Annotated in this window: 17 protein-coding genes, 1 rRNA gene and 1 pseudogene; 14 read left to right on the forward strand and 5 right to left on the reverse strand. The window is 73.2% G+C overall.

Going from position 1 to position 21,652, the window contains the following annotated elements:
• Positions 1–176: 176 nt before the first annotated feature.
• The 3 genes and pseudogenes from rrf to IH80_RS39675 all read left to right on the forward strand — a co-directional run bounded on the left by rrf (position 177) and on the right by IH80_RS39675 (position 2,387).
• Positions 177–291, forward strand: a 5S ribosomal RNA gene (gene rrf / locus IH80_RS0124495).
• A gap of 77 nt (positions 292–368) precedes the next feature.
• Positions 369–1,271: pseudogene (locus IH80_RS46205) on the forward strand (hypothetical protein); the annotation flags it as partial.
• Between the two features lie 255 nt (positions 1,272–1,526).
• Positions 1,527–2,387, forward strand: a complete 861-nt coding sequence (locus IH80_RS39675) for a tetratricopeptide repeat protein (RefSeq protein ID WP_051809887.1) — start codon at positions 1,527–1,529, stop codon at positions 2,385–2,387.
• A gap of 116 nt (positions 2,388–2,503) precedes the next feature.
• Here IH80_RS39675 and IH80_RS0124505 read toward each other — a convergent pair whose 3' ends face one another.
• Positions 2,504–3,775 (reverse strand): DUF1015 family protein, encoded by a 1,272-nt coding sequence (locus IH80_RS0124505; protein WP_030963325.1) that lies wholly within the window; start codon positions 3,773–3,775, stop codon positions 2,504–2,506.
• A gap of 87 nt (positions 3,776–3,862) precedes the next feature.
• On the opposite strand from IH80_RS0124505, the gene IH80_RS0124510 reads away from it, so the two are divergent.
• The 4 genes from IH80_RS0124510 to IH80_RS0124525 are packed head-to-tail and all read left to right on the forward strand — an operon-like array spanning position 3,863 to position 7,956.
• A complete protein-coding gene (locus tag IH80_RS0124510; RefSeq protein ID WP_030963326.1) occupies positions 3,863–4,957 on the forward strand; it encodes an HAD-IIA family hydrolase in 1,095 nt (364 codons plus the stop codon).
• Between the two features lie 46 nt (positions 4,958–5,003).
• Positions 5,004–6,062 (forward strand): FecCD family ABC transporter permease, encoded by a 1,059-nt coding sequence (locus IH80_RS0124515; RefSeq protein ID WP_030963328.1) that lies wholly within the window; start codon positions 5,004–5,006, stop codon positions 6,060–6,062.
• A 41-nt stretch (positions 6,063–6,103) separates the two neighbouring features.
• On the forward strand, positions 6,104–7,105 hold the full coding sequence (locus IH80_RS0124520) for a FecCD family ABC transporter permease (RefSeq protein ID WP_051809889.1): 1,002 nt from the start codon (positions 6,104–6,106) through the stop codon (positions 7,103–7,105).
• Positions 7,102–7,956 (forward strand): ABC transporter ATP-binding protein, encoded by an 855-nt coding sequence (locus IH80_RS0124525; RefSeq protein WP_234432374.1) that lies wholly within the window; start codon positions 7,102–7,104, stop codon positions 7,954–7,956. Before IH80_RS0124520 ends, IH80_RS0124525 begins: the two co-directional genes overlap by 4 nt.
• Here IH80_RS0124525 and IH80_RS0124530 read toward each other — a convergent pair.
• Positions 7,953–8,300, reverse strand: a complete 348-nt coding sequence (locus tag IH80_RS0124530) for an SCP2 sterol-binding domain-containing protein (RefSeq protein WP_030963332.1) — start codon at positions 8,298–8,300, stop codon at positions 7,953–7,955. The two genes, IH80_RS0124525 and IH80_RS0124530, sit on opposite strands and share 4 nt — an antisense overlap.
• Before the next feature lie 65 nt (positions 8,301–8,365).
• Here IH80_RS0124530 and IH80_RS46210 point away from each other — a divergent pair, with 65 nt between their 5' ends.
• The 5 genes from IH80_RS46210 to IH80_RS0124555 all read left to right on the forward strand — a co-directional run bounded on the left by IH80_RS46210 (position 8,366) and on the right by IH80_RS0124555 (position 13,750).
• Positions 8,366–8,731: a hypothetical protein gene (locus IH80_RS46210; RefSeq protein WP_234432375.1), complete on the forward strand. Its 366-nt coding sequence runs from the start codon at positions 8,366–8,368 to the stop codon at positions 8,729–8,731.
• 7 nt (positions 8,732–8,738) lie between these two features.
• Entirely contained in the window at positions 8,739–9,554 is an 816-nt protein-coding gene (locus IH80_RS0124540; RefSeq protein WP_030963337.1) for a TlyA family RNA methyltransferase, read from the forward strand.
• The gene (locus tag IH80_RS0124545; RefSeq protein ID WP_030963338.1) at positions 9,551–10,459 is read left to right on the forward strand and encodes an NAD kinase; all 909 of its coding nucleotides are present in this window, start codon (positions 9,551–9,553) and stop codon (positions 10,457–10,459) included. Before IH80_RS0124540 ends, IH80_RS0124545 begins: the two co-directional genes overlap by 4 nt.
• A 200-nt stretch (positions 10,460–10,659) precedes the next feature.
• Positions 10,660–12,384 (forward strand): DNA repair protein RecN, encoded by a 1,725-nt coding sequence (gene recN, locus IH80_RS0124550; RefSeq protein ID WP_030963340.1) that lies wholly within the window; start codon positions 10,660–10,662, stop codon positions 12,382–12,384.
• Between the two features lie 253 nt (positions 12,385–12,637).
• The gene (locus tag IH80_RS0124555) at positions 12,638–13,750 is read left to right on the forward strand and encodes a glycosyltransferase family 4 protein (RefSeq protein ID WP_030963342.1); all 1,113 of its coding nucleotides are present in this window, start codon (positions 12,638–12,640) and stop codon (positions 13,748–13,750) included.
• Between the two features lie 121 nt (positions 13,751–13,871).
• Here IH80_RS0124555 and IH80_RS0124560 read toward each other — a convergent pair whose 3' ends face one another.
• The 3 genes from IH80_RS0124560 to IH80_RS0124570 all read right to left on the reverse strand — a co-directional run bounded on the left by IH80_RS0124560 (position 13,872) and on the right by IH80_RS0124570 (position 18,837).
• Positions 13,872–15,491, reverse strand: a complete 1,620-nt coding sequence (locus tag IH80_RS0124560) for a PucR family transcriptional regulator (RefSeq protein WP_030963343.1) — start codon at positions 15,489–15,491, stop codon at positions 13,872–13,874.
• Between the two features lie 22 nt (positions 15,492–15,513).
• Positions 15,514–16,899: an FAD-binding oxidoreductase gene (locus tag IH80_RS0124565; protein WP_030963344.1), complete on the reverse strand. Its 1,386-nt coding sequence runs from the start codon at positions 16,897–16,899 to the stop codon at positions 15,514–15,516.
• A 108-nt stretch (positions 16,900–17,007) separates the two neighbouring features.
• On the reverse strand, positions 17,008–18,837 hold the full coding sequence (locus IH80_RS0124570) for a glycoside hydrolase family 15 protein (RefSeq protein WP_199819305.1): 1,830 nt from the start codon (positions 18,835–18,837) through the stop codon (positions 17,008–17,010).
• Between the two features lie 446 nt (positions 18,838–19,283).
• Between IH80_RS0124570 and IH80_RS0124575 the strand changes: the two genes are divergently transcribed.
• Entirely contained in the window at positions 19,284–20,936 is a 1,653-nt protein-coding gene (locus IH80_RS0124575) for a CTP synthase (protein WP_030963347.1), read from the forward strand.
• Between the two features lie 81 nt (positions 20,937–21,017).
• Positions 21,018–21,650 (forward strand): NUDIX domain-containing protein, encoded by a 633-nt coding sequence (locus tag IH80_RS0124580; protein ID WP_030963348.1) that lies wholly within the window; start codon positions 21,018–21,020, stop codon positions 21,648–21,650.
• Positions 21,651–21,652: the final 2 nt, after the last annotated feature.

Consider the following 21,652-nt stretch of genomic DNA (forward strand, 5'->3'; position numbering starts at 1 on the left):
TAGGCCAGATGTGGAAGCCCGGTAACGGGTGAAGCTGACTGGTACTAATAGGCCGAGGGCTTGTCCTCAGTTGCTCGCGTCCACTGTGTTAGTTCTGAAGCAACGAACAGTTGCTGGTTTCTAGAGCTGGAACACATAACTACAGAGTGTGCTTGTTCGCTCGAAACCGATAGGGTTTCGGTGGTCATAGCGTTAGGGAAACGCCCGGTTACATTCCGAACCCGGAAGCTAAGCCTTTCAGCGCCGATGGTACTGCAGGGGGGACCCTGTGGGCACTTCCTTACGCCGAAGCGCGGCCATGGGTTGGTTGCGCGAGAATGACTAGCGGTACCCCGAAGACAGGAGTCACACCCATGTCCAACTCTCCCGACGATCGTCCGGAGCGCGAGCCTCGGCGCAACGACGGCGGTGACAGGGGCGGCTACCGCGGGGGCCGTGACGACCGTGGGGGCGACCGTCCCGCGTTCCGTCGCGACGACCGCGGCGGCAGGCCGGCCGGTGGCGGCGGTGGCTACCGTCGCGACGACCGTGGCGGGCGTCCCTCCGGCGGTGGCGGCGGCGGTGGCGGCGGCTTCCGTCGTGACGACCGCGGTGGCGACCGCCCGTCCTACCCGCGTCGCGACGACCGCGGCGGCGACCGCCCCTCCTTCCGCCGTGACGACCGCGGCGAGCGTCCCTCGTACCCGCGCCGCGACGACCGGGGCGGCGACCGACCCAGCTTCCCGCGCCGTGACGACCGGGGTGAGCGCCCGTCGTACCCGCGCCGTGACGACGACCGTGGTGGATACCGCGGTGGGCGTGACGACCGCGGTGGCGACCGCCCGTCCTACCCGCGTCGCGACGACCGCGGCGAGCGTCCCTCCTACCCCCGCCGTGACGACCGGGGCGACCGTCCGTCGTACCCGCGCCGTGACGACGACCGTGGCGGGTACCGCGGTGGGCGGGACGACCGCGGTGGCGACCGCCCGTCCTACCCGCGTCGCGACGACCGCGGCGGGGACCGTCCCTCCTACCCGCGCCGTGACGACCGGGGCGACCGCCCCTCCTTCCGTCGCGACGACCGCGGCGAGCGTCCCTCCTACCCCCGTCGTGACGACCGTGGCGGGGACCGTCCGTCGTACCCGCGCCGTGACGACGACCGTGGCGGGTACCGCGGTGGGCGTGACGACCGCGGTGGCGACCGCCCGTCCTACCCGCGTCGCGACGACCGCGGCGGCGACCGTCCGTCCTACCCGCGCCGTGACGACGACCGTGGTGGATACCGCGGTGGGCGGGACGACCGCGGTGGCGACCGCCCGTCCTACCCGCGTCGCGACGACCGCGGCGACCGCGGCGACCGTCCGTCCTACCCCCGTCGCGACGACCGGGGTGGCGACCGTGGTGGATACCGCGGCGGCCGTGACGACCGCGGTGGTTACCGGGGTCGCGATGACCGCGGCGACGACCGTGGCTACCGCTCGGACCGCGACCCGGTCAAGCGGCTTCCGATCGACGAGGACGTCACCGGTCTCGAGATCGACGCCGATGTGCGTCAGGAGCTGCTGAGCCTGCCCAAGGGCCTGGCCGAAGAGGTCTCCAAGAACCTGGTCATGGTCGCCCGGCTGATCGACGAGGACCCCGAGCAGGCGTACGCGTACTCGCGCATCGCCCTGCGCCTGGCTTCCCGTGTCGCCGCCGTGCGCGAGGCCGCCGGCTTCGCCGCGTACGCCACGCAGAAGTACAGCGAGGCCCTCGCGGAGTTCCGCGCCGCCAAGCGCATGACCGGCTCCGTCGAGCTGTGGCCCGTCATGGCCGACTGCGAGCGCGGCCTCGGCCGTCCCGAGCGGGCCCTGGCCATGGCCGGTGAGCCCGAGGTCCAGAAGCTCGACAAGGCCGGTCAGGTCGAGATGCGTCTGGTCGCGGCCGGCGCACGGCGGGACCAGGGGCAGCTCGAAGCGGCCATCGTGACCCTGCAGAGCCCCGAGCTGGCGTCCAACGCCGTCCAGCCGTGGACCGCGCGCCTGCGGTACGCCTACGCCGACGCCCTGCTGGCGGCCGGCCGCGAGGACGAGGCCCGCGAGTGGTTCGGCAAGGCCCTCGAAGCGGACAAGGACGGGGCCACCGACGCCTCCGACCGTCTCGCCGAGCTCGACGGGGTCGAGTTCGTCGACGCCGCGGACCTGTCCGACGACGAGGACCAGGACGGGATCGAGAACCTGGTCGACGACGAGGACGACGAGGACGAGGACGAGGGCGACGAGGACGAGGGCGACGACGAGGACCCGGCGGAGGTCGCCGCGGCCGAGCGCGCCACCGACGTGACCGAGTACTACGACGAGGACGACGAGGAGTACGAGCCGCTGGAGCAGTCCGCAGCCGACGCCGACGTCCGCGGCGACAAGGCCTGAGCCACGTCCAAGTGACGACGAGAAGGGCGGTACCCCGGTCGGGGTACCGCCCTTCTGCGTGTCCGGGAGACCTCGGCCCAGTCCGCGTCAGCCCAGTCCGCGTCAGCGCAGTCCCGTCAGCCCAGCCCGCGCAGGACCAGGCCTGTCGCCGGCTTCGGCCCGAAGGACGTGGACTTCCGAGGCATGGTGACCCCCTGGCGGGCGAGGTCGCGTACGACCTCCTCGCGTACGGGATGCAGCAGGACGGCGGTGCCGCCGTGGCGTTCGGCCATGGCCACCGTGGACGCGGCGTCGTGGATGTACGTGATCTGGTCGGGGGCGTCCGGCACGTGCCAGAGGGCGTCGAGCAGCGTCGCGTGGAGCACGGTGGCGTCCAGCCGGCGCCAGGCCTCGGGGCGGTCGTGACGGACCGTGCGGTCGAGGAGGGCCAGATCGGGATCGGTGACCAGGTGGAAGGTGCCGTCGCCGGCGAGGAGGAAGGCGTTGCCACGTTCCGCCGCGTCCGCGAGGGCGTCCAGGGCCAGCGGGAGCGGCCCCTCGACCGGGCGGACCCGGAAGTGACCGGCGACGGCGGCCAGCGCGTCGGCGACCGGCAGGCGGCGCAGCATGCGGTGGATGGCACGGACCTGGAGCGGGTAGCGGGCGGTGTCCACGAGCAGCACCAGGCCGAAGTCCCACGCGGTGGGGGAGCCGTGCTCCTCCTGGAGGCGCAGGTACGTCGCCCAGCGGTGGTGGCCGTCGGCGATGAGGGCCTGGCGGTGGCTGAGATCCGCGGCGACGGCGGCCAGTTCGGCCGGGTCCGTGATGGCCCAGAGGCGGTGCTGGAACCCGTCCTCGGTGGTGGTCGACAGGAGCGGCGCGCGCTGCGCGGTCCGCTCGACGACCGCCGCCGCACCCGCGCCGGGATCGTCGCCCCGGTAGGTGAGGAGGAGCGGTTCGAGGTTGGCGGAGGTGGCGCGCATCAGGCCGGCCCGGTCGGTCACCACGTCCGGCATGACGTCCTCGTGGGGCAGGACGATGCCTGCGTCGGCGGTGGACAGGGCGAGGGCGCCGATGACGCCGCGCTGCAGCAGCCCGGCCCGGCGCTGCTCGTACACGTACAGCGCGGGTTCGGGGTCGGCGGACAGGACGCCCGCGGCGAGCCAGTCCCGCAGGGTGCGCGCCGCCTGTTCGTTGCGCGCGGCCGGGGTGCCGGCCTGCGGGAGGATGAGGCGGACGATGTTGTGCGGGTCGGCGGATTCGAGGTGGTCGACTCCGTCGGGGCGCACGACCACGTCGTACGGCGGCGAGGTGACGGCGGCGAGGCTGCCGACACGCTCGGGGACGTAGCGCAGGCCATGGAACGGGATGAGGCGCAGCCCGTGGTCCGCGGTGCCAGAAGTGGTCATTGGTGCATGGTAAATCGCGTCTCGCCATGCGGGATGATCGGGGCAGTACGGAATCGGACAAGATCGATCTCAGAGGGAGCGGCCAGAATGACCCGGCAGATCAGGACCAGTCCCGCGGCGTGTGACCAGAGTCTGCACCAGGCGTACGACACCGCTCTCCTGGACCTGGACGGTGTGGTGTACGCGGGCGGGCGGGCCATCGGCCATGCCGTGGAGTCCCTCGCGGCGGCCCGCGCCGACGGCATGCACCTCGCGTACGTCACGAACAACGCCCTGCGGACCCCCGAAGCCGTCGCGGAGCACCTGGGCGAGCTGGGCATCCCGACGGAGGCGGCCGAGGTGATCACCTCGGCGCAGGCGGTGGCCCGGCTGATCGCGGAGCAGGTGGAGCCGGGTTCCAAGGTGCTGGTGATCGGCGGGGAGGGGCTGCGGGTCGCGCTGCGCGAACGCGGGCTGGTGCCGGTCGAGTCCGCCGACGAGGAGGGGCTCGCGGCGGTCGTGCAGGGCTACGGGGGGCCGGACCTGGCCTGGGGCCGGTTCGCGGAGGCCTCGTACGCGATCAACCGGGGCGTGCCGTGGTACGCGTCGAACACCGACCTGACGATCCCGGGGGCGCGGGGCATCGCGCCGGGCAACGGGGCCGCCGTGGAGGTCGTACGGATCGCCACGGGCGCGGAGCCGCAGGTGGCGGGCAAGCCGCTGCCCCCGATGCACCGGGAGACGGTGCTGCGGACCGGGGCGAAGCGGCCGCTGGTCGTCGGGGACCGGCTGGACACCGACATCGAGGGCGCCTTCAACGGGGAGGTGGACTCGCTGCTGGTGCTGACCGGGGTGACCGACGCGGAGCAACTGCTGCGGGCCGAGCCCCGGCACCGGCCGACCTACGTGGACCGGGACCTGCGCGGGCTGCTGGCCGGACAGCCGGAGGTGGTGCCGTTCGCGGAGGGGTTCCGCTGCGGCGGCTGGACGGCGGTCGCGCTCAACAGCGGCGTGCTCGAACTGTGCGGGGCCGACGAGAGCGGGGAGGGCGTCGAAGAGGGCACGGAGAACGGGGCGAACGGGGAGGGCCGGGACCCGCTGGACGGGCTGCGGGCGTTGTGCGCGGCGGCCTGGACGGCTGCCGCGGAGGGCGTGTGCACGCTGGACGCGGCGAAGGCGCTGGCCAGGCTGGGTCTTCAGTGACCTCCGGGGGTCCGATCGAGGCGGAGGCTAGGCTAACCTAACCTCCGTGTTGGTTGAGAGTCCTCCCGAATCCGGGCCGAGCACGGCGTCCCCGCCGGACGCCGTCACCCGCCCACGCCATGCCGCACGCGCCGCGGGTCTGGCCGGTGCCCTCGTGGTGCTCGCCCTCATCGCGGTGGTGAGCATCTCCGTGGGCGCCAAGCAGATGCCCCTGGAAGAGGTCTGGCACGGCCTCTTCCACTACTCGGGAACCACCTCGGACGTGGTCGTGCGGGACCTCCGGGTCCCGCGCACCCTCCTCGGGCTGATGGTCGGGGTCGGGCTGGGCCTCTCCGGGGCCGTCATGCAGGCGCTGACCCGCAACCCGCTGGCCGAGCCCGGCATCCTCGGCGTCAACGCCGGGGCCGCGGCCGCCGTGGTGTCCGCGATCAGTTTCCTCGGCGCGAGTTCGCTGTCGGAGTTCGTGTGGTGGGCCTTCCTCGGCGCCGCCGTCGTCTCCGTCGTCGTGTACGTGCTCGGCGGCAGCCGCAGCGCCACACCGGTACGCCTCGCGCTCGCGGGTACGGCGGCCAGTGCGGCCCTCGTCGGCTACATCAACGCCGTGCAGCTGATGGACAGCAAGGCGCTGGACAAGCTGCGTTTCTGGACGGTGGGTTCGCTGGCCTCGGCCAACATGGACACCGTCCGGCAGGTCGCCCCGTTCCTGCTGGCCGGCGCGGTGCTCGCGCTGGCGCTCGGCCGGCCGCTCAACGCGATGGCGATGGGTGACGACACGGCCAGGGCACTCGGCGCGAACCTGATGCGGACCCGGGTCGGCGCGATGCTCGCCATCACCCTGCTCTGCGGTGCGGCGACCGCCGCCTGCGGGCCCATCGTCTTCATCGGCCTGATGATCCCGCACCTCGTGCGGGTGTTCACCGGACCGGACATGCGCTGGGTGCTCGCGTACTCGGCCGTCCTGTCGCCCGTCCTGCTGCTCGGCGCGGACGTCGTCGGCAGGGTCGTCACCCGGCCCGCCGAGCTCCAGGTCGGCATCGTCACCGCGCTCATCGGCGGGCCCGTCTTCATCTACCTCGTCCGGCGCAAGAGGATGGCCCAGCTGTGACCGTGACCGCCAAAGCCCGTCCCGTGCGGCTCCCGGGCGGGATGTCGCTGCGGATCGAGCGGCGCGCCCTGGCCGTCGGCGTCCTGCTCGTCCTCGCCGCCTTCGTCATGGCCGTCCTGCTCATCGGCACCGGCGACTTCGACATCGCGCCGTGGGACGTCGTACGGACCCTGCTCGGCAACGGCACCCCCGCCAACGACTTCATCGTCAACGACCTGCGGCTGCCCCGGGTGCTGGTCGCCCTGCTGGTCGGCGCGTCCCTCGGGATGGCCGGAGCCGTCTTCCAGTCGGTGACCCGCAACCCGCTCGGCTCGCCCGACCTGCTCGGCTTCTCCTACGGTTCGGCGGTCGGCGCCCTCGTCGTGATCATCCTGCTGAACGGCTCGGCGACCGCGGTCGCCGCCGGCGCGCTGCTCGGCGGACTGCTGGCCGGCGCCGCCGTCTACCTGCTGGCGTACAAGCGGGGCATCCACGGCTACCGGCTGGTCCTGGTGGGCATCGGCGCGTCCGCGATGCTGGTGGCCGTCATCCAGTACCTGATCACGAAGGCCCAGCTGGTGGAGGCCTCGCGGGCGATGGTCTGGCTGACCGGTTCGCTCGCCGGCCGGGACTGGGCGCAGGTGTGGCCGCTGCTGCTGACCTGTGCGGTGCTGTTCCCGCTGGTGCTGGGGCAGAGCCGGGCCCTGCGGATGATCGAGATGGGCGACGACGCGGCGTACGCGGTGGGGGTGCGGGTGGAGCGCACCCGGATGCTGCTGATGCTGGCGGCCATCCTGCTGACCACGGCGGCGAGCGCCGCGGCCGGGCCGATCAGCTTCGTCGCGCTGGCCGCGCCGCAGCTGGCCCGGCGGCTGACCCGCTCACCGGGTGCCAACCTGCTGACGGCCGCCCTCATGGGCTCGGTGGTGCTGCTGCTCTCGGACTGGGCCTCGCAGCGGGCCTTCGGCTCGGACCAGCTGCCGGTGGGCGTGGTGACCGGGCTGGTCGGCGGTGTCTATCTGCTCTGGCTGCTCGTCACCGAGCGCAAGGCAGGACGTATATGAACCTCAGGAGTGCGCAAGTGCAGCGGTTGACCGCGGAGAACGTGACCCTCGGCTACGACCAGCGGGTCATCGCCGAGAACCTGTCGGTGGAGATCCCCGACAACTCCTTCACGGTGATCGTCGGCCCGAACGCCTGCGGCAAGTCCACGCTGCTGCGGGCCCTGTCGCGGATGCTGAAGCCGTCCGAGGGGCGGGTGCTGCTGGACGGGCAGGCCATCGGGTCGCTGCCCGCGAAGAAGGTCGCCAAGACCCTCGGTCTGCTCCCGCAGTCCTCGATCGCGCCCGACGGCATCACGGTGGCCGACCTGGTCTCGCGCGGCCGGTACCCGCACCAGGGGCTGCTGCGGCAGTGGTCGCCCGAGGACGAGCGGATCGTGAACGAGTCGATGGCCTCGACCGGGGTCGCCGAGCTCGCCGACCGCGCGGTGGACGAGCTGTCGGGCGGGCAGCGGCAGCGCGTGTGGATCGCCATGGCGCTGGCGCAGCAGACCCCGCTGCTGCTGCTCGACGAGCCGACGACGTACCTGGACATCCAGCACCAGATCGACGTGCTCGACCTGTGCGCCGAACTGCACGAGACCCAGGGGCGCACGCTCGTCGCGGTGCTGCACGACCTCAACCACGCCGCCCGCTACGCCACGCACCTGATCGCGATGCGGGGCGGGAAGGTCATCGCCGAGGGCCCGCCGCAGGAGGTGGTCACCGCGGAGCTCGTGGAGAAGGTGTTCGGGCTGCGCTGCCAGGTCATCGACGACCCGGAGACGGGAACGCCGCTGGTGATCCCGGCGGCGCGACGCCCCCGCGCACAGGCGTCCGCCGGGGCCGGTGCCCCCGGGGCCGGCGCGCTCTAGAGCAGGCTCTTCAGCCGCATCAGATCGCGGAGGCCGGCCTCCAGCCTGACCCGGCCGGAGGCCCAGGCCTTCGCGAACTTCAGCTCGCCCGCGACCAGCGAGACCAGGTCGTCACCGGTCATCGCGAGGCGGATCTGCGCCTTGTGGGCCGGCGGGCCCGGCGCGACCGCGTCCACGCGGATCCGGCCTCCGGCCAGGCGGCCCGTGAACGTCTGGTCCAGGTCCGTGATGTGGCAGCTGAGGGAGCGGTCGAACGCGGCCGCGCCGCGCACGCCGGCCTCGGCCCGCTCGAGGTTGTCGGAGAGTCGGTCGAGTGCTTCACGGCACTCCTGGATCGTAGCCATCGTGATCACGACCGTACCGCAGAGCCGCGCGCGGCCGTGGGGGCGCTTCGCGGTAGCGTCGTGGCATGACCGACGAAGCAGCCGAGACCCGGGCCGGGGCCCCGAGCGCGGCCGGAGCCGAGGTGCGGGCCGGGGCCGCAGCCGAAGCTGAGGCGGAAGCCCCCGCAGAGCCCGCAGAGCCCGCAGAGCCCGCCGTGCCCGCCGGGTCCGCAGGGTCGGCCGAGCCCGCCGGACCCGTGGCGCTGGGCGTCGTACGCACCCCCACCGGCCACGCCGGGGTGGACGCGCACCTGGCGCGGCTGGCGGACGCGGACCACCTCGAGGCGGACCGACACGTCGCGGTGTACGAGGATGTCCACCGGGGGCTGCGTGAGGCGCTGACCGCGCTGGACGCACCGCCCGTCCCCGGACCGTACGAAAACAGGAGCTGAACCGAACGTGGCAGGAGTGGCACGCCGCCGCCTGGACGCCGAACTGGTACGCCGCAGCATGGCCCGCTCGCGCGAGCACGCCGCGCAGCTGATCGCCGCGGGCCGGGTGACCGTGGGCGGCACCACCGCGACCAAGGCCGCCACCCAGGTCGAGACCAGTGCGGCCCTCGTCGTCCTCAAGGACGACGACGACCCCGACTACGTCTCGCGCGGCGGACACAAGCTCGCGGGCGCCCTCGCGGCCTTCCGCCCGCAGGGCCTGCAGGTCGAGGGCCGCCGGGCGCTGGACGCGGGCGCGTCCACCGGAGGCTTCACCGACGTACTGCTGCGCGCGGGCGTGGCCCACGTGATGGCGGTCGACGTCGGCTACGGGCAGCTCGCCTGGTCGTTGCAGAGCGACGACCGGGTCACCGTGAAGGACCGTACGAACGTGCGCGAGCTGACGGTCGAGCAGATCGACGGCGTCCCGGTGGACCTCGTCGTCGGAGACCTGTCCTTCATCTCGATCGGCCTGGTACTGCCCGCGCTGGTGCGGTGCACGGCGCCCGACGCCGACCTGGTGCTGATGGTCAAGCCGCAGTTCGAGGTCGGCAAGGAGCGGCTGGGCAGCGGCGGTGTCGTGCGCAGCCCGGAGCTGCGGGCGGAGGCCGTGCGCGAGGTCGCGGCGCGGGCGGCGGAGCTGGGGCTGGGCGTTCTCGGGGTGACCGCCAGTCCGCTGCCGGGGCCGTCGGGGAACGTGGAGTACTTTCTGTGGCTGAGGGCGGGGGCACCGGCACTCGACCCGGCGGATGTTGACCGTGCAGTTGCGGAGGGGCCTCAGTGACAGATTTTCCGGGGGAACGGACCGTATTCCTGCTCGCGCACACCGGGCGGCCGGCGGCCATCCGCAGCGCCGAGCTGGTCGTCAAGGGGCTGCTGCGCTGCGGGCTGGGCGTACGGGTCTTCGAGCACGAGGCGGTGGACCTGCCGCTGCCGCCGGAGGTGGAGCTCGTCACCGAGTCCACGCCGGGGGTGCTCGACGGGTGCGAGCTGCTGGTGGTGCTGGGCGGCGACGGGACCCTGCTGCGGGGTGCCGAGTTCGCGCGCGCCTCGGGCGTGCCGATGCTGGGCGTCAACCTGGGCCGGGTCGGCTTCCTCGCGGAGGCCGAGCGCGACGACCTCGACAAGGTCGTGGACCGGGTGGTGACGCGTTCGTACGAGGTCGAGGAGCGGATGACCCTCGACGTGATCGTGCGCACGAACGGCGACGTCGTCCACCGGGACTGGGCGCTGAACGAGGCCGCGGTCCAGAAGGTGTCCCCGGAGCGGATGCTGGAGGTCGTCCTGGAGATCGACGGGCGCCCGGTGACCGGCTTCGGCTGCGACGGGATCGTCTGCGCGACTCCGACGGGTTCGACGGCGTACGCGTTCTCCGCGGGCGGGCCGGTGGTCTGGCCGGAGGTGGAGGCGCTGCTGATGGTGCCGATCAGCGCGCACGCGCTGTTCGCGAAACCGCTGGTGACCTCGCCGAACTCGGTGCTCGCGGTGGAGGTGCAGAACGGTACCCCGCACGGGGTCCTGTGGTGCGACGGCCGGCGCATGCTGGAGCTGCCGGCCGGGGCCCGGGTGGAGGTCCGGCGGGGGGCGGTGCCCGTACGGCTCGCCCGGCTGCACCACGCGTCGTTCACGGACCGCCTCGTCGCGAAGTTCGCGCTGCCCGTGTCGGGCTGGCGGGGCGCGCCCCACTGACCTCTGCGGGGACGATCCCGGTGACGGCCGCGGCAGCAGGCGGTCGGGGCCGTGGTCCCCAAGCCCGGCCGGGATTCCGGGTGTTGCCGTTCCGTGCCCGCCGCGAGAGCATTAATAGCACATGTGTTCGAGAAACTCGGAGCGGGTGACGTCACATGGCACCCGGGAAACCTCGGTATCGTCGTCCCGTGCTTGAGGAGATGCGGATACGGTCGCTCGGGGTCATCGACGACGCGGTGGTCGAGCTGTCGCCCGGTTTCACCGCGGTGACCGGCGAGACCGGCGCGGGCAAGACGATGGTCGTCACCAGCCTCGGGCTGCTGCTCGGCGGCCGCGCCGACCCGGCCCTGGTACGGATCGGGGCCAAGGCCGCGGTGGTCGAGGGCCGCATCGTCATGCGCCCGGACGCCCCCGCCGCGGTACGCGCCGAGGAGGCGGGCGCCGAGCTCGACGACGGCGCCCTGCTGATCAGCCGGACGGTGTCCGCCGAGGGCCGTTCGCGCGCCCACGTCGGCGGCCGCTCCGTGCCCGTCGGCCTGCTCGGCGAGCTCGCCGACGACCTGGTCGCCGTACACGGGCAGACCGACCAGCAGGGCCTGCTCCGGCCGGCCCGGCAGCGGCAGGCGCTCGACCGGTATGCCGGGGACGCCGTCGCCGTCCCGCTGGAGAAGTACGGCTCGGCCTACCGCAGGCTGCGCGCGGTCGCCGTGGAACTCGACGAGATCACCACCCGGGCCCGGGAACGGGCCCAGGAGGCGGACCTGCTCCGCTTCGGGCTCGACGAGATCGCCGCCGTGGAGCCGGTGGCCGGCGAGGACGCCGAGCTGGCGGCCGAGGCGGAACGGCTCGGGCACGCCGAAGCGCTGGCCCAGGCGGCCCAGGCGGCACACGCCGCGCTCGCGGGCAACCCCGAGGACCCCGAGGCCATCGACGCGAACATGCTGGTCGCCGGGGCCCACCGGGCGCTGGAAGCCGTACGGTCGCACGACCCGGCGCTCGCCGCGCTCGCCGAGCGGATCGGCGAACTCGGCATCCTGCTGTCCGACGTGGCAGGGGAACTGGCGGGCTACGCCGACGACCTCGACGCCGATCCGCTGCGGCTGGCCGCGGTGGAGGAGCGCCGGGCGGCCCTGACGCAGCTGACGCGCAAGTACGGCACCGAGGGCACCGTGGAGGCCGTGCTGGCGTGGGCCGAACAGGGCGCGGCGCGCCTGCTGGAACTGGACGGCGACGACGAGCGGATCACCGAGCTGACTGCGGAACGCGACGGGCTGCGCTCCGAACTGTCGCTGCTGGCCCAGGCCCTGACCGACGCCCGGGTGGAGGCGGCGACCCGCTTCGCCTCCGCGGTGACGGCGGAGCTGGCGTCGCTGGCGATGCCGCACGCCCGGGTGACGATCGACATCCGGCAGACCGAGGACCCCGAAGGAGTGGACGTGGACGGCCGCCCGGTCGCCTACGGACCCTCCGGCGCCGACGAGGTCGAACTGCTGCTGGCCCCGCACCCCGGCGCCCAGCCGCGGCCGATCGCCAAGGGCGCCTCGGGCGGTGAGCTGTCCCGCGTGATGCTCGCGGTGGAGGTCGTCTTCGCGGGCACCGATCCCGTTCCCACCTACCTCTTCGACGAGGTCGACGCGGGCGTCGGCGGCAAGGCGGCCGTCGAGATCGGCCGGCGCCTGGCGAAGCTGGCCAGGTCGGCGCAGGTCGTGGTCGTCACCCACCTGCCGCAGGTGGCCGCCTTCGCCGACCGGCAGCTGCTGGTGGAGAAGACCAACGACGGCTCGGTCACCCGCAGCGGGGTCACCGTCCTGGAGGGCGAGGACCGCGTGCGCGAGCTGTCGCGCATGCTCGCGGGTCACGAGGACTCCGTCTCCGCGCGGGCGCACGCCGAGGAACTGCTGGCGGCGGCGCGCTCCGACGCGTGAGCCCGCACACCGCCTCAGGGCCCGGGACGCAGGGCGTTCCGGGCCCTCCGCTTGTCCGCCAAAGACCGGTTCGGACCCGAAAGAGATCGATCGGGGCGTCACTCTCCGGATTCCACTTACGTCGTGTGAGTGAGGCCGGGAGGCGTCCTGCCGTATCTCGCACAGGATCCGCACCCGTATGGTCCCGGAACGCGCGTGCGGACTGGCATTCTTGGCGACGTCTCTGACTCCCCTCATCCTGGAGCTTCGGCCAGTGAGCAGCTCCCCGGTCTCCACCTCCGTCGCGGCACAGCCCTACGGGCGCCCGCCGCTGCGCACCGTCCACGTGCTCGGCGACGGTGCGGGCGCCGGCAGTTGCGCGCACGTCCGATCACTCGCCACCGGGCTCGCCGCGCGCGGGGTGCGGGTCACGGTGTGCGCCCCCGTCCAGGCGGAGGGGGAGTACGACTTCACCGGCGCCGGGGCGGAGTTCGCGCCCGACGCGGGGAGCGTGCTGCGGGCCGCGTGCGCCGGCGCGGACGTCGTCCACGCGCACGGAGTGCGGGCCGGCCTGCGGGCCGCACTGGCCATACGCGGGCGCCGGGTGCCGCTGGTGGTGAGCTGGCACGGCGAAGGCCCGACGGCGCACGGCGCGCTCGGACGGCTGAGCCGGATGCTGGAACGGCGCGTGGCGCGGGCCGCCGCGGTGGTGCTCGGAGCCTCCTCGGACCTCGTGGACCTGGCCCGCCAGCGGGGCGCCAGGGACGCGCGGCTGGCGCCGGTGGCCTTCCCGGCCGGCCCGGAAACCCCGTCGGACCCGGGCAAGGTGCGTGCGGAACTCGGCGTCATGGAGCGGCCGTTGCTGATCGCGGTCGGCAGCCTCGTGGCGCACCGCGGGTACTCCGTCCTGCTCGACGCAGCACGGGAGTGGCGAACCCTGGAACCCGCCCCGCTGCTGGTGATCGCGGGGGAGGGGCCGCTACGGGCCGAACTGGCCCGCCGGATCGCGGCGGAACGGCTGCCGGTCCGACTCCTCGGCCGCCGACGGGACGCGGCGCACCTGCTGGCCGCGGCGGACGTGGCGGTGCTGCCGAGCCGGTGGGAGGCGCGGGCCCTGCTGGCGCAGGAGGCGCTGCGGGCGGGTGTGCCACTGGTGGCGACGGCGGTGGGCGGTGTGCCGGAGCTGGTGGGGGACGGCGCGGTGCTCGTCCCGCCGGGCGAGGCGGGGGCCCTGGCGTCGGCCGTGGCCGGCCTCCTGACCAATCCGGCCCGCCGGTCCGACCTGGTCGCCGCGGGGCGCGTACAGGCCGCCACGTGGCCGTCGGAGGACGACACCGTGGCCCAGGTCCTGTCCGTCTACGACGAACTGACGGAACGCCGCCGCTGACCCCCCGGCGGGGGCAGACCGGGCGTCCCGCCGCTGCGGGGCTCCGCCCCGGACCCCGCGCCTCGGACGCCGGCGGGCCCCCCCCCTTTCCGGGCGCGCCGCCGGGGGTGCGAGGGACGCGTCACGAAGGGGTGGTGTGGCGGCGGGCGCGCAGGGCCAGGCTGAGGGAGAGCACCGTCTCCGGGTCGTCCAGGTCCGTGCCCAGCAGCTCCGAGATGCGCGCCAGCCGGTTGTAGAGGGTCTGCCGGTTCAGGTGGAGCTCGCGGGCCGTCTCCGCCTTGCGGCCGGCATGGGCCAGGTACGTCTCCAGGGTCGGCAGCAGCGGCGGCCGCGACGTCGCGTCGTGCGCGCGCAGCGGGCCGATCGCGCGGTCCACGAAGGCCGCCAGGTCCGGGTGTTCGCGCAGCCGCCACAGCAGCAGGTCGATGTCGAGGCGGCGGGCGTCGTACCAGGGCCTGGCCGGCAGGCCGTGGGCCGCCGTGGCGGTCTCCGCCGCGTGCCGCAGGCCCGAGGAGGCGGCCGCCCAGCCGCCCGCGACGCCGACGACCACCGCCGGCGGGGCGGTGGCCCGCTCCAGGCCCGCGCGTTCCACACCCGCCCGCAGCGCCGCCGCGACCCGATCGGCGACCGCCGTGCGTTCCGACTCCGCCCGCAGCGACACCAGCAGCGGTACCCGGCCCTCGACCGGGCGGACACCCAGCAGGACCGGCACCCCGACGGACGACAGCTCCTCCAGCACCGCGCGGGCCAGCACGGCCCAGTTGCCGGACGGCCCGAGGTCCGAGAGCCGCATGACCACGGGCAGCAGGGGTCCGGCACCCGGCTTGAAACCCAGCACCCGCGCCTGCGCCGGGGCGTCCTCGGCGGAGATCCGGCCCTCCGCCAGGTCCGTGAGGAAGTCGCCGCGGCCGCGCGCCGCCAGCTCCTCCTCCTGCCGCGCCTGCATCAGCACCACGGCCAGCACACCCGCCGTGCGCTCCGCCGCCATCCGGTGCACCGGGAGCAGCGGGGCCGAGACACCGACCAGGACCACCCGGGCCCGCACCGAGCCGGTGCCGTGGCCGCCGCCCGGTACGTCGATCACCACCGTGTTCGCCGACGGTTCGGCCTCGCGCTGGCCGCGCAGCCCCTCCCACACCTGGAGCGGGTCCGCGCCGGGGTCCCCGGCCGAGCTGGCTGCCGCGTACAGCAACTGCCCGTCCGGGGTCTCCAGGAAGACCGGGTTCCCCGTGAAGTCGGCCACGATGCGCAGCACCTGCGGGATGCCCCCGCCGCCCAACAGGGCCTCCGTACAGCGCCGGTGGACCTCCTCGGCCCGCTGGAGCAGTGCGTAGTGGCCGTTGACGATCTCGGTGTGGACCTCTTCGGTGACCGTGACGAAGGGGACCTCCCGGTGGAGCTGGACCAGCGGCAGTCCCGCCGTGCGCGCCGTCTCCACGATCGTGGCGGGCAGCCGCGTGAAGCGCGGGCCCAGTTCGACCACCAGCGCGGCGATGCCCCGGTCCGCGAGGCGGCGTACGAAGGCCCGCTGTTCGGCGGGGCGGGTGCCCAGGCCCAGCCCCGTGGTCAGCAGCAGCTCGCCGCCCTTGAGCAGGGAGGCGATGTTCGGCACCTCGCCCGCGTGCACCCAGCGGACGGTGCGGCCCAGGCGGTCGGCGCAGGCCACCACCTCCGGCAGGCCGCTGCGCAGCCCCGGCAGCTCCAGTGCCCGCTGAACCGTGATCCCGCCCTGGTTGTCCATGTCGCGGGACGCTATCAGGGGGTCAGGCCGGCCGGATGTTGTGGTTGAAGCGGAAGACGTTGTCCGGGTCGTACTCGCGCTTCACCCGTTCCAGGCGGCGCATGTTGTCCGCGCCGAGCCCGGAGACCACCCGGTCCGAGCCCTCGTCCCCGGTGAAGTTCAGGTACACCGCGCCGGTGCTCCACGGCGCGACGTCCGCGCGGACGTCCTTGACCCACTGCCGGCAGCGCTCGTCGTCGGCCGGGTCCTCCCAGATCCCGAACGGGTGCACCACCCAGGGGGAGTCCCGGTACGGCACCGGGTAGTCGGCCGGGCCGGAGGCGATCGCGCCGCCCTGCGGGAACAGGATGTGCTGGGTCCCGGTCGGCACCGGCATCGACGCGGCCCGGGAGCAGAACACGTCGACGAACGCGTCCGGGGCGCCGGTCAGGTACTCCGCGGACCAGTAGTTCCGCAGCCCGGGAGGGTCGTCGATCATGCACTGGAGATCGGCGTACGGGATGGCGGTGACCATCGCCGCCTCGTGCGGCAGCGCCAGCAGCGGCTCGGCGAGCCCCCGCAGCCGGTCCTCCGGGCCCGCGTAGGTGAGCAGCGCCGCGCACACCAGCCGCCCGGCCAGGTGCGGGGGGACGAACTCGTCGTCCGGGGGGCCGGTCAGGAAGATCACGCCCCCGCTGGCCTCCGGCGGCCCGCCCTCCAGGAGGTCCCGGTAGGTCCGCATCACCTCGGGACCGTTCTCCGGCAGGTACAGGACGAACGCGATGGCCATGGCGGGCAGTTCGTGCAGCCGCAGGGTGATCGCGGTGGCCACGCCGAAGTTGCCGCCGCCGCCGTGCAGGGCCCAGAACAGCTCCGGGCGCTCCTCGGAGGTGGTCTCCACGACCGAGCCGTCGGCCGTCACCAGCTCCACGCCCAGCAGGTTGTCCACGGCCAGCCCGCACTTGCGGTCCAGCCAGCCGCTGCCGCCGCCCAGGACGAAGCCGCCGACCCCGGTGGTCGAGGCCCGGCCGCCGGTGGTGGCCAGCCCGTAGGGGGCGCAGGCCCGGTCCAGGTGGCTCATCGTGGCCCCGCCCTCGACCCGCACGGCGCGGGCCCCGGGGTGGACGGTGGCCTCGTGCATCCGGCGCAGGTCGACGACGAGCGCGCCGTCGCCGAGGGCGGAACCGGAGACGCTGTGCCCGCCGCCCCGTACGGCGATCTTCAGGTCGAGGTCCCTCGCGAAGCGCACGGCGGTGGCCACGTCCTCCGCGCTCTCGCACTGGGCGATCACGGCGGGCCTGCGGTCGATCATCGCGTTGAAGACGGTCCGGGCCTCGTCGTAGCCCGGATCATCCGGAGCGAACACCTCGCCGGACAGATCCTCGCGGAGCGCGGTCAGGGCCGCGCCCGCCTTCGAGAGGGGAGCCATGGCTGCCCCCTTCCAACGGACGGAGGGCAAAGAACCCTTCCAGCCTAGGCCCGGCCGATCACCGGGGCGCGGCGGACCGCACCGCACCCCGGGCCGGCCGTGTCCGCCTCAGCCGCCGTAGGCCCCGCTCGCGGTCAGCCGCAGCGCCGTGTCGATCAGCGGAACGTGGCTGAAGGCCTGCGGGAAGTTCCCGACCTGCCGCTGGAGCCGCGGGTCCCATTCCTCCGCGAGCAGGCCCAGGTCGTTGCGGAGCGCCAGCAGCCGCTCGAACAGCCGTCGTGCCTCGTCCACCCGGCCGATCATCGCCAGGTCGTCGGCCATCCAGAACGAGCAGGCGAGGAAGGCCCCCTCGTCGCCCTCCAGGCCGTCCACTCCGGCCTCCTCACCCGCCGTCGGGTAGCGCAGGATGAAGCCGTCGGGCGTGGACAGCTCGCGCTGGATCGCCTCGATGGTGCCGATGACCCGCTTGTCGTCCGGCGGCAGGAAGCCCATCTGCGGGATCAGCAGCAGCGAGGCGTCCAGCTCCTTCGACCCGTACGACTGGGTGAAGGTGTTGCGTTCCTTGTCGTAGCCCTTCTCGCACACGTCCTGGTGGATCTCGTCGCGCAGTTCCCGCCACCGCTCCAGCGGGCCGTCCGCGTCCCCGCTCTCGATCAGCTTGATCGTGCGGTCCACGGCCACCCACGCCATCACCTTGGAGTGCACGAAGTGCCGGCGCGGGCCGCGCACCTCCCAGATGCCCTCGTCCGGCTCGGACCAGTGCGTCTCCAGGTAGCGGATCAGCTTGAGCTGGAGCACGGAGGCGTAGTCGCTGCGGGCCAGGCCGGTCATGTGGCCCAGGTGCAGTGCCTCGGTGACCTCGCCGTACACGTCGAGCTGGAGCTGGCCCGCTGCGCCGTTGCCGACGCGCACCGGGCGGGAGCCCTCGTAGCCGGGCAGCCAGTCCAGTTCGGTCTCGCCTAGCTCGCGTTCGCCCGCGATCCCGTACATGATCTGCAGGTTCTCCGGGTCGCCGGCCACCGCGCGCAGCAGCCACTCGCGCCAGGCGCGGGCCTCCTCGCGGTAGCCGGTGCGCAGCAGCGAGGAGAGGGTGATGGCCGCGTCCCGCAGCCAGGTGTAGCGGTAGTCCCAGTTGCGGACCCCGCCGATCTCCTCCGGGAGGGAGGTGGTCGGTGCGGCGACGATCCCGCCCGTGGGGCCGTACGTGAGGGCCTTGAGCGTGATCAGGGAGCGGACCACGGCCTCCCGGTAGGGCCCGTGGTAGGTGCACTGTTCGACCCACTCGCGCCAGAACTCGGCGGTCGACTCCAGGGCCGCCTCGGCGTCGGGGGCCTCGGGCGCGCCGCGGTGCGAGGGCTGCCAGCTGATGCTGAAGGCGACCCGGTCGCCCGGCCCGACGGTGAAGTCGGAGTACGTCGTCAGGTCCTTGCCGTAGGTCTCCGCGTCCGTGTCCAGCCAGACCGAGTCGGGGCCGGCGACGGCGACGGTACGCCCGTCGACCTTGTGCACCCACGGCACCACCCGGCCGTAGCTGAAGCGCATCCGCAGGGTCGAGCGCATGGGGACGCGCCCGCTGACGCCCTCCACGATGCGGATCAGCTGCGGCGCGTGGTGCTCGCGGGGAGGCATGAAGTCGATCACGCGGACGCTGCCCCGGGGGGTGTCCCATTCGGACTCCAGCACCAGGGAATCGCCGCGGTAGCGGCGGCGGGTGGCACGCGGCGCCTCGGAGCCCGCCGGGGACGCCGGCCCGATCCGCCAGAACCCGTGATCCTCGGTGCCGAGAATGCTCGCGAACACGGCATGGGAGTCGAAGCGGGGCAGGCACAGCCAGTCCACCGCCCCGTCCCGGCAGACCAGCGCCGCGGTCTGCATGTCCCCGATCAGTGCGTAATCCTCGATGCGCCCGGACACGTGCATCTCCAGTCGAACGGCCACGTCCGCCCCGAAGGGCGCTTGCAATGCGCGTTTGCGCGGTCTCCTGTGTGCAGGTACCGCCGCGTGAGCCCATGATTCCGTATATCGGGCCGGTTAGGCCGTCCGACGGACTGCCCGGCGGTGATGTGTGCAATATCCGAGCAGGATATGACGGGACCCTAGTGATCTTCTCCAGGCCGCGGGGAATGCCGTTGGGCCGAACGGGTGAGCCGCGGGGTCTCCGCCCCGGCGCACTTCGGCGCTCTGCTACGAGCCGTGGACGGCGCGTGGCCGGAGGCGGACCGGCCCGGGCGCTGATAGGCTGGTACCCCGTGGACCGGTGGTCTGCCTGTGCGAATCAGGGGCCCCGAAACCGCAGCTTCGGCGCCCCCTGAGACCCTTCCGGATCGACGGTGGCCGGCGCCGGACGCACCTCACTTCGCGACCACGGGAGCCCCCTCTTGGCGATGCCGCCCAAATCCATGACGACCAAGCACATCTTCGTCACCGGGGGTGTCGCTTCCTCCCTCGGCAAGGGCCTGACGGCCTCCAGCCTGGGTGCGCTCCTGAAGGCGCGCGGCCTGCGGGTCACGATGCAGAAGCTCGACCCGTACCTCAACGTCGACCCGGGCACGATGAACCCGTTCCAGCACGGCGAGGTGTTCGTCACCAACGACGGCGCCGAGACCGACCTGGACATCGGGCACTACGAGCGCTTCCTCGACGTCGACCTCGACGGCTCGGCCAACGTCACCACCGGCCAGGTCTACAACACGGTCATCGCCAAGGAGCGCCGCGGCGAGTACCTCGGTGACACCGTGCAGGTCATCCCGCACATCACCAACGAGATCAAGCACCGCATCCGCCGCATGGCGACCGAGGACGTCGACGTCGTCATCACCGAGGTCGGCGGAACCGTCGGCGACATCGAGTCGCTGCCGTTCCTGGAGACCGTCCGCCAGGTCCGCCACGAGGTCGGCCGCGACAACGTCTTCGTCGTGCACATCTCGCTGCTGCCCTACATCGGCCCCTCCGGCGAGCTGAAGACCAAGCCGACCCAGCACTCGGTCGCGGCCCTGCGCAACATCGGCATCCAGCCCGACGCCATCGTGCTGCGCGCCGACCGCGACGTCCCGACCAGCATCAAGCGCAAGATCTCGCTGATGTGCGACGTGGACGAGGCGGCCGTGGTCGCGGCCATCGACGCCAAGTCGATCTACGACATCCCGAAGGTCCTGCACACCGAGGGCCTGGACGCCTACGTCGTGCGCAAGCTCGACCTGCCGTTCCGCGACGTCGACTGGACCGTCTGGGAGGACCTCCTCGACCGCGTCCACAACCCCGACCACGAGGTCAAGGTCGCACTCGTCGGCAAGTACATCGACCTGCCCGACGCCTACCTGTCGGTGACCGAGGCGCTGCGCGCCGGCGGCTTCGCCAACAAGGCCCGCGTCCAGATCAAGTGGGTCACCTCCGACGACTGCAAGACCCCCGCGGGCGCGGCGGCCCAGCTGTCCGACGTGGACGCGATCTGCGTGCCCGGCGGCTTCGGCGACCGCGGCGTGAACGGCAAGGTCGGCGCGATCACCTACGCCCGCGAGAACAAGATCCCGCTGCTCGGCCTCTGCCTGGGCCTGCAGTGCGTGGTCATCGAGGCCGCGCGCAACCTCGCGGGCATCGAGGACGCCAACTCCACCGAGTTCGACGCCTCCACCCCGCACCCGGTCATCTCGACCATGGAGGAGCAGCTGGCCTTCGTCGAGGGCGCGGGCGACCTGGGCGGCACCATGCGCCTGGGCATGTACCCGGCGAAGCTGGCCGAGGGCTCCATCGTGCGCGAGGTCTACGGCGACCAGGCGTACGTGGACGAGCGCCACCGCCACCGCTACGAGGTCAACAATTCCTACCGCGGCGAGCTCGAGAAGAAGGCCGGCCTGGTCTTCTCCGGCACCTCCCCGGACAACAAGCTCGTCGAGTACGTCGAGTACCCGCGCGAGGTCCACCCCTACCTGGTGGCCACCCAGGCCCACCCGGAGCTGCGCTCGCGCCCGACGCGCCCGCACCCGCTGTTCGCGGGTCTGGTCAAGGCGGCCGTGGAGCGGCAGCAGTCCGCGAAGTGAGCGCCTGACCGCATAACGTAGACGGCCGGGGTACGGAAGATCCGTACCCCGGCTGTCGCGCGTTGTGGAGGGCTTCGGGGCATGAACATCAAGGACACGTCGGAATCCTGGGAGACGCTGTCGAGCCGACGGCCGTTCCAGGGCGCGAAGACGGCGGTGGACTCCGACGAGGTCCGGATGCCGGACGGCTCGACCGCCCGCCGCGACTACCAGGTGCACCCCGGCTCGGTGTGCGTGCTCGCGCTGGACGAGGACGGGCGGGTGCTGGTCCTCAGCCAGTACCGGCACCCGGTGCGGCGGCGGCTGTGGGAGCTGCCGGCCGGGCTGCTCGACGTCCCCGGCGAGAACCCGCTGCTCGGCGCGCAGCGCGAACTCTACGAGGAGGCGCACGCCAAGGCGGAGGACTGGCGGGTGCTGGCCGACTTCTACGCCTCGCCCGGCGGGTCGGACGAGGCGATCCGGGTCTTCCTCGCCCGGAGCGTGTCGGAGGCGGACGGCGAGCGCTACTCCGAGTCCGGCTCGGAGGAGGCGGACATGGAGGTGACGTGGGTGCCGCTGGCCGAGCTGGTACGGGGCGTCCTGGCGGGCGAGCTCGGCAACCCGGGCCTGGTGACGGGGGTGCTGGCACTGTCCGCCGCGCTGGCCTCCGAAGGCGGCGTCGACGCCCTCCGCCCGGCCACCGCCCCCTGGCCGGCCCGCCCGTACGAGGCCTGAAT

It is taken from the genome of Streptomyces sp. NRRL S-378 (assembly GCF_000720645.1).
GTDB lineage: Bacteria > Actinomycetota > Actinomycetes > Streptomycetales > Streptomycetaceae > Streptomyces.

Bases quoted from the DNA above. Each gene is read 5' to 3' on its own strand.
- IH80_RS0124505 (WP_030963325.1), bottom strand. From the start codon at position 3,775: ATGACCACTTCTGGCACCGCGGACCACGGGCTGCGCCTCATCCCGTTC.
- IH80_RS0124510 (WP_030963326.1), top strand. From the start codon at position 3,863: ATGACCCGGCAGATCAGGACCAGTCCCGCGGCGTGTGACCAGAGTCTG.
- IH80_RS0124520 (WP_051809889.1), top strand. From the start codon at position 6,104: ATGTCGCTGCGGATCGAGCGGCGCGCCCTGGCCGTCGGCGTCCTGCTC.
- IH80_RS0124525 (WP_234432374.1), top strand. From the start codon at position 7,102: ATGAACCTCAGGAGTGCGCAAGTGCAGCGGTTGACCGCGGAGAACGTG.
- IH80_RS0124530 (WP_030963332.1), bottom strand. From the start codon at position 8,300: ATGGCTACGATCCAGGAGTGCCGTGAAGCACTCGACCGACTCTCCGAC.
- IH80_RS46210 (WP_234432375.1), top strand. From the start codon at position 8,366: ATGACCGACGAAGCAGCCGAGACCCGGGCCGGGGCCCCGAGCGCGGCC.
- recN (WP_030963340.1), top strand. From the start codon at position 10,660: ATGCGGATACGGTCGCTCGGGGTCATCGACGACGCGGTGGTCGAGCTG.
- IH80_RS0124560 (WP_030963343.1), bottom strand. From the start codon at position 15,491: ATGGACAACCAGGGCGGGATCACGGTTCAGCGGGCACTGGAGCTGCCG.
- IH80_RS0124565 (WP_030963344.1), bottom strand. From the start codon at position 16,899: ATGGCTCCCCTCTCGAAGGCGGGCGCGGCCCTGACCGCGCTCCGCGAG.
- IH80_RS0124575 (WP_030963347.1), top strand. From the start codon at position 19,284: ATGCCGCCCAAATCCATGACGACCAAGCACATCTTCGTCACCGGGGGT.
- IH80_RS0124580 (WP_030963348.1), top strand. From the start codon at position 21,018: ATGAACATCAAGGACACGTCGGAATCCTGGGAGACGCTGTCGAGCCGA.